We start from the raw sequence: 6,753 nt of genomic DNA, 5'->3' as shown, positions 1-6,753 counted from the left end.
CGGCCACGGCGATGCAGACCGCGGCCATACCGATCAGCGAGTGCATGGCGGCCACCAGTTCGGGCATCTTGGTCATCTCGACCCGTTTTGCCACGACGGCGCCGATGCCGCCGCCGACCACCAGCGCGCCGAAGATCAGCGCCATGCCTTCGGCGACCGACGACTGGCCCGCGCCGATCGCGAGGAATTCGCTCTTGAGCTTGACGATCAGCGCCAGCGTGGTCACCGCGGCGATGGCCATGCCGGTCATGCCGAAGGCGTTGCCGCGCCGCGCGGAGCTGGGATGCGACAGGCCCTTCAACGCCTGGATGAAACACACCGAGGCCAGCAGGTAGAGCAGGGTGACGAGATTCATGCTCACTTTGCGCCCTCCGCATGGCCCTTGCCGGACTTGGCCTTGGGTTCCTTCTTCTTGAACATCTCCAGCATGCGCTGCGTCACCAGGAAGCCGCCGAACACGTTGACCGCGGCCAGCGCCACGGCCAGCGTGCCCATGGTACGGCCCACCGGCCCCTCGGTCAGGCCGGCCGCCAGCATGGCGCCGACGATGATGATGGCCGAGATCGCATTGGTCACCGCCATCAGCGGGGTGTGCAGCGCGGGCGTCACCGTCCAGACCACGTGGTAGCCCACGTAGATCGCCAGCACGAAGATGATCAGATTGATCACCGTGTGGTTCACCATTTCCATCGACTTCTCCTTCGTTGCTTGAATGCCTTGCTGCGCGGTTACCCCGTGTTCTTTTGCCTGGCCAGGCGCCTGTGCGCGCCTGCTGCATCGATGCCCCGCCTGGTGCCGCGTTGTCGTCCTGCGCTTGCGCAGCGTCGCCCGGTGGCGACGATGCGGCTGAATCCATCCCTGAATCCAGGGACATGGCATGCCGGATTCGGGCATGGCGCCGGCGTTGGCTCCCGGCGCGATGTCCTCATCGGCATATTCCTGCCTACACCTTCTTGATTTCCTTGATGGCGTTGTTGTCGTCCACCAGGATGATCTTCGGCTTGTAGGTGGCAATCTCTGCATCGCTCATCGGCGCGTAGGTGCAGATGATGAGATGGTCACCCAGGTGCGCGCGCCGTGCGGCCGCGCCATTGAGCGAGATCTCGCCGCTGCCGCGGACGCCCTTGATGATGTAGGTGGAAAAACGCTCGCCATTGTTGACGTTGTATAGCTCGATTTTCTCGAACTCCTTCATGTCGGCTGCTTCGAGAAGATTCTCGTCGATGCCGCATGATCCCTCGTAGTTGAGGTCCGCCTGTGTCACGGTGACACGATGGAGCTTGGCGCGGAGCATGATGCGTTGCATGGCTGATACGTCCTTGGTTGATGCTGGATGGAATGTTCCGGTGCCGGCCAGTACCGGCCGGGCGCGCCATGGCGCACCTGGCCGGAACCGCCTGACGCCATTCCAAGACGACCGGTCCACCGCGGGCCCGCCGCCGCTCAGGAGGCGCCGCGTACCACCTGGCCGTCCCTGCACATCAGGCAGGCCGCGACGATGTCGTCTTCCAGGTTCAGCGTGAACTGGCCGTCCTTGTCGATGACGAGCTTGAGGAAGTCGAGCACATTGCGCGCATAGAGCGCCGACGCGTCGGCAGCCACCATGCTGGCCAGGTTGGTGTGCCCGATCAGCGTGACGCCATGGCGTTCCACCACTTCGTCGGCCACCGTGAGCGGGCAGTTGCCGCCCTGCGCCGCGGCGAGGTCGACCACCACGGAGCCCGGCTTCATCGCCTGCACGGTCTCTTCCTTGAGCAGCACCGGCGCCTGGCGCCCCGGGATCAGCGCGGTGGTGATGACGATGTCGGCGGCCTTGGCGCGCTCGTGCACCAGCTCGGCCTGGCGCCGCATCCAGTCGGGCGGCATGGGGCGGGCATAGCCGCCCACGCCCTGCGCGATCTCGCGCTCTTCGTCGGTGACGAACGGCACATCCAGGAATTTGGCGCCCAGCGATTCGATCTGCTCCTTGACGGCGGGACGCACGTCGGAGGCTTCGATCACCGCGCCCAGCCGCTTGGCGGTGGCGATGGCCTGCAGGCCCGCCACGCCGGCGCCGAGGATCAGCACGCGCGCCGCCTTGACGGTGCCGGCGGCGGTCATCAGCATCGGCATGAAGCGCTGGTAATGGTGGGCGGCGACCAGCACGGCCTTGTAGCCGGCGATATTGGCCTGGGAGGAGAGCACGTCCATGCTCTGCGCGCGCGTGGTGCGCGGCGCGGCTTCCAGCGCGAAGGCCGTCAGCGAGGCACGCGCCATGCGCGCGTTGTTCTCAGCATCGAAGGGATTGAGCATGCCGATCAGCGCGGCGCCCGGCTTCATCAGCGCGAGTTCGGCATCGTCGGGGGCGCGGACCTTGAGCACCAGCTGCGCGCCCAGGGCCTGGGCCGCGGTGCCAATGGTGGCGCCGACCGCCTCATAGGCCGAGTCCGGAACGCTGGCGCGTACGCCGGCTCCCGACTGGACAAGGACCTGATGGCCCTGGGTCACGTATTTCCTGACCGTCTCCGGGGTGGCGGCAACGCGAGTCTCACCTGCCCGCGTTTCCTGCGGGATGCCGATGTGCATCGTCAATTTCTCCTTTTGCTGGCGTCTTTGAGGCGCTGTCAAAATGATTCTGGCGATGAGGCGAGACTTGTCGTACGACGTGTACGGCAAGGCAACGCGCCTGACCAGAACCGATTCGTTTCATTCTGACAATGCCGCTGACCTGCTTTAAGCGCATTACGTGGGCTGACGCCCCCGGCACTTGTGTCCCGTCATGCGGTCGGCCGGAGCCAAACGCAGCGCACAATTTTTTCGCAGCTTACAGGAAACTGACGATTAGTGGTGACCAGCCATTCGGCATTTGCACAACAGCGCTGTCAACGCATGGCAGGTATCCGGCTGGTGCATGCGGGCGCTCGGGCCTGAGCCTGGACCATTCCTGCACCGGCAGGCACGCTGCGCCGGCATTGATGGGACTCTCACGCCTTGCGTTGACGAGGCGTAACTTTTTTGACACCGATTTGAGGCGCGTCCCCGTACTGTTCGGGCCGCCGCGAGCGTTGGCTTATCTCCGCCGATCGATGTCTTGCGATCACCAGGACGTTCCGATTGCGGTGCCGGCGTGAGAGATGCGCTCGTCATCTTGATGACATTTTGATGGCGCCGGCGGCGATTACTGCATCAACTTGAGGCCGTCCTGCCTAGCATGGACCCATCTTCAACAGACGACCCGCGCAACGCGGGTCCCGCTCAAATGCGACAGTCGAGCCTTGCCGTGGCCTTTGCTTCCGTGCCGCGCCGCCGTCCTTCCCGTGCCGAATCCGGCAGCGAATCCCGCACCGGACGCGTCCCCGCATCCGGCATCGAAGCCACGCCGGCCACCGCGCCGGGGATTGCCGCGAATACCGCGCATGGCTGGATCCGGCTGCGGCTGGCGGTGGCGTCGGGCCAGGTCTTCGCGCTGCGCCAGTCGCTGCACCGCGCGATCGGCCAGCTCGCACACATCTACGTGGTCGAAGTGGACCATCGCCATGGCGAGACCACGCTGCACGTGGAAGTCGAGCGCGGCGGCCGCGATGCCGCCATGCACGCCATCATGATGGCGTTGCCGGCTGCCGAGTTCGGCGCTACCACCATGCTGGGGCAGGACCATGCCGCGCACTGACGCGGGCGCGGTCGCGCGCAAGGGCAGCGGTGCCGCGCGCGCCGGCTTCGCGCCTGCACGTTCCGAGGGGACCCGCGCGGCGCTGTGGCTGCCGCTGGTCACGCCGATGCGGGGCGGCGAGCTGGACTTGCCCAGCGCGCAACGCCTGGCCGCGCACTATGTGGCGAGCGGCGTGGATGGGCTGGTCATCCTTGGCACGACAGGCGAAGGAGGACTGCTCTCGCCGGCGGAGCGGTTGATGTTTGCCGGCGCGGTGCTGGAGGCGGTGGACGGCGCGGTGCCCGTGCTGGCCGGTGCCGGCGGCGTGGATACCCGCGCTGTCTGCGAGCAAGTGCGCCAGCTCGACCGCTTCGAGCTGGCCGGCTACCTGGTGCCGCCGCCGTACTACCTGCGGCCGGACGACGAAGGTATCGCCTGGCATTTCGAGCGCGTGGCGGACGCGACCAGGCGGCCGCTGATGCTCTACAACGTGCCCAAGCGCACGGGTTGCTCGCTGTCCCCGGCACTGGTGCGGCGGCTGGCGCTGCATCCGCGCATCGTGGCGGTCAAGGAGTGCGATGCCGCCGGGCTGGGCGAGCTCGCGGGCAACGATCTGCTGGCTGTGTTCTGCGGCGAAGACGCGGCCATGCTCGACCACCTGCTCGCCGGCGGCGACGGTGTGGTGCCGGCCTGCGCGCATATCCGCACGGATTTGTTCGTGCGTCTGCTGCAACTGGTTGCCGCGGGCCGGCACGAGGCCGCGCGTGCACTGTTCGCGCAACTGGCGCCGCTGATCTCGCTGCTGTTCTCCGAACCCAATCCGGCGCCGGTCAAGACCGCATTGGCTTTATGCGGTCTGGCCGGGGCCGAAGTCAGGCGGCCGCTGGTGCCGGGCAGCCGGAAGTTGCTCGAGCGGCTGGACCAGGCGATCGCCTTGCTGCCTCCGGTGGAGGACGTGCAGCGCACTTTGTTGCCGGCCTAGCGATGGAGCACGGGGGTGGCGCAGATGCGCGGATGCGCGAAAGGACGGCAACCGGTAGAATGCCAAATTGCTTAAAATTTGTGCATCATGTCACACGACTGGAAGGCCAGCGTCACTGTCGCCGCGGTTATCGAACGCGGCGGCCGCTTCCTGCTGGTGGAAGAAGAAACCCCCAATGGCCTGCGGCTGAACCAGCCGGCCGGCCATCTCGATCCGGGCGAGAGCCTGATCCACGCGGTCATCCGCGAAACGCTGGAAGAAACCGCGCACACCTTCGAACCGCGCGCGCTGCTGGGTTGCTATACCGCCCGGGCGCAGTCGGCCGGCAGCACGGCGCGGCCGGGTGGCGACATCACCTACGTGCGCTTTGCGTTTACCGGTGAGCTGGGCGCGCTCGATGCCGGGCGCCAGCTTGACGTCGGCATCGTGCGCACGGTGTGGATGAGCGCCGACGAGATCCGCGCCTGCCCCGAGCGGCACCGCACGCCGCTGCTGATGGCCTGCATCGACGACTTCCTGGCGGGCAAGCGCTTCGCGCTCGACGCGCTCTACACCCATCCCTCGGTGATAACCGGCGGAGCGCAGCCATGAGCGCGGGCAAGCGCGTGGTCGTGGGCATGTCGGGCGGGGTGGATTCCTCGGTGACCGCGTGGCTGCTCAAGCAGCAGGGCTACGAGGTGATCGGCCTGTTCATGAAGAACTGGGAAGACGATGACGACGGCGAGTACTGCTCGACCCGGCAGGACTGGCTGGACGTGGTTTCGGTGGCCGACCTGATCGGCGTCGATGTGGAAGCCGTCAATTTTGCCGCCGAGTACAAGGACCGCGTCTTCGCCGATTTCCTGCGCGAATATTCCGCGGGCCGCACGCCGAACCCCGACGTGCTCTGCAATGCCGAGATCAAGTTCAAGGCCTTCCTCGACCATGCGATGTCGCTGGGCGCGGACACCATCGCCACCGGCCACTACGCGCGCGTGCGCGAAGTGGCGACGACCGGGCGCTTCGAACTGCTCAAGGCCTTCGATCACACCAAGGACCAGAGCTACTTCCTGCACCGGCTGAACCAGGCGCAGCTGTCGCGCACGCTGTTCCCGCTGGGCGAGATGCCCAAGACGCGAGTACGCGAGATCGCCGCCGAGATTGGCCTGCCCAATGCGAAGAAGAAGGATTCCACCGGCATCTGCTTTATCGGCGAGCGGCCTTTCCGCGATTTCCTGAACCGCTACCTGCCGACCAAGCCGGGCCCGATGCTGACGCCGGACGGCAAGGAAGTCGGCCAGCATATCGGCCTGGCCTTCTACACGCTGGGGCAGCGCAAGGGCATCGGCCTGGGCGGCAGCCGCGCCGGCAATGGCGACGCCTGGTATGTGGCCCGCAAGGACATGGCCAGCAACACGCTATATGTGGTGCAGGGCCACGAGCATCCGTGGCTGCTCACGCCCAAGCTCAACGCCGCCGACCTGTCGTGGGTGGCGGGCGAGGGCCCGGCGGCCGACACCGCGCTGTCGGGCAAGACGCGCTATCGCCAGAGCGATGCGCCCTGCACGGTGACGGCGTGCGCGGACAATGCGCTGCAACTGACCTTCGCGCAGGCGCAGTGGGCGGTCACGCCGGGCCAGTCCGCCGTGCTGTACGACGGCGATATCTGCCTGGGCGGCGGCATCATCCAGTGATGCGCGGCATCGCCTGGGCATGAGAAAACCGGCTTGATGGCCAAGGGGTCGCTTAAACCGAAATTTGGGGCGGCCGTCTGCGCGGCGGTGGCCGGGAGGGCCAGGAGGCCTTTCAATGATTTTCACCTCCATTCAGACGGGTTCCGTCTTGATTGTGCCTTGGGTATCCGGGTTCRGGTCAGTGACATGCGGCTCGCCGAATTGCACGAGATAGGCATCGCCGTAGTCGACGCGTACCTCTCGCGCCGGGTTCTCCGGAGCGAACAGATTGTCCAGTGCAACAAGGGCCGCGATCGCTTCGGTTCTCGGTTTCCCCTCCTTGTCGAGCATCGAGACGTCGAAGCCCATGAACAAGGCGTTGATTCGCCCATGATCGTAAGCTGGCTCCGCGGTGTCCGGCAGGAGCGCCGTATTTGCGAAGGGTCCGCTATTTGCGGCCCCAAGCGCCGCCACCGAAACCAGCTTAGCTT

9 protein-coding genes are annotated in these 6,753 nt (G+C 66.3%); 4 read left to right on the top strand and 5 right to left on the bottom strand.

Annotation, left to right across the window (positions count from 1 at the left end):
- The 4 genes from AC1DQ3_RS36105 to AC1DQ3_RS36090 all read right to left on the bottom strand — a co-directional run.
- Nucleotides 1-355, bottom strand: a 355-nt coding sequence (locus AC1DQ3_RS36105) for an NAD(P)(+) transhydrogenase (Re/Si-specific) subunit beta (RefSeq protein ID WP_477124882.1), incomplete at its 3' end; no start/stop codon positions are given.
- Between the two features lie 2 nt (nt 356-357).
- Nucleotides 358-690 carry an NAD(P) transhydrogenase subunit alpha part 2 gene (locus AC1DQ3_RS36100; RefSeq protein ID WP_477124881.1) on the bottom strand — a complete coding sequence of 111 codons (333 nt, stop codon included), beginning with the start codon at nt 688-690 and terminating at the stop codon, nt 358-360.
- Between the two features lie 253 nt (nt 691-943).
- Complete coding sequence (gene panD / locus AC1DQ3_RS36095) at nt 944-1,306, bottom strand: aspartate 1-decarboxylase (protein WP_477124880.1); 363 nt, start codon at nt 1,304-1,306, stop codon at nt 944-946.
- Between the two features lie 137 nt (nt 1,307-1,443).
- Nucleotides 1,444-2,565 (bottom strand): Re/Si-specific NAD(P)(+) transhydrogenase subunit alpha, encoded by a 1,122-nt coding sequence (locus AC1DQ3_RS36090; RefSeq protein WP_477124879.1) that lies wholly within the window; start codon nt 2,563-2,565, stop codon nt 1,444-1,446.
- Nucleotides 2,566-3,238: 673 nt separating this feature from the next.
- On the opposite strand from AC1DQ3_RS36090, the gene AC1DQ3_RS36085 reads away from it, so the two are divergent.
- From AC1DQ3_RS36085 to mnmA, 4 genes are all read left to right on the top strand, one after another.
- A complete protein-coding gene (locus AC1DQ3_RS36085; protein WP_477124878.1) occupies nt 3,239-3,649 on the top strand; it encodes a hypothetical protein in 411 nt (136 codons plus the stop codon).
- Nucleotides 3,636-4,610, top strand: a complete 975-nt coding sequence (gene dapA / locus AC1DQ3_RS36080) for a 4-hydroxy-tetrahydrodipicolinate synthase (RefSeq protein ID WP_477124877.1) — start codon at nt 3,636-3,638, stop codon at nt 4,608-4,610. Before AC1DQ3_RS36085 ends, dapA begins: the two co-directional genes overlap by 14 nt.
- Before the next feature lie 87 nt (nt 4,611-4,697).
- Nucleotides 4,698-5,201, top strand: a complete 504-nt coding sequence (locus AC1DQ3_RS36075; protein ID WP_477124876.1) for an NUDIX hydrolase — start codon at nt 4,698-4,700, stop codon at nt 5,199-5,201.
- Entirely contained in the window at nt 5,198-6,283 is a 1,086-nt protein-coding gene (gene mnmA, locus AC1DQ3_RS36070) for a tRNA 2-thiouridine(34) synthase MnmA (RefSeq protein ID WP_477124875.1), read from the top strand. The genes AC1DQ3_RS36075 and mnmA overlap by 4 nt, the downstream gene beginning before the upstream one ends.
- A gap of 132 nt (nt 6,284-6,415) precedes the next feature.
- Here mnmA and AC1DQ3_RS36065 read toward each other — a convergent pair.
- Nucleotides 6,416-6,753, bottom strand: a 338-nt coding sequence (locus AC1DQ3_RS36065) for a hypothetical protein (RefSeq protein WP_477124874.1), incomplete at its 5' end; no start/stop codon positions are given.

The sequence above is a fragment of the Cupriavidus sp. 01T418 genome, assembly GCF_056398885.1.
This window is presented reverse-complemented; position numbering and strand designations above follow the sequence as displayed.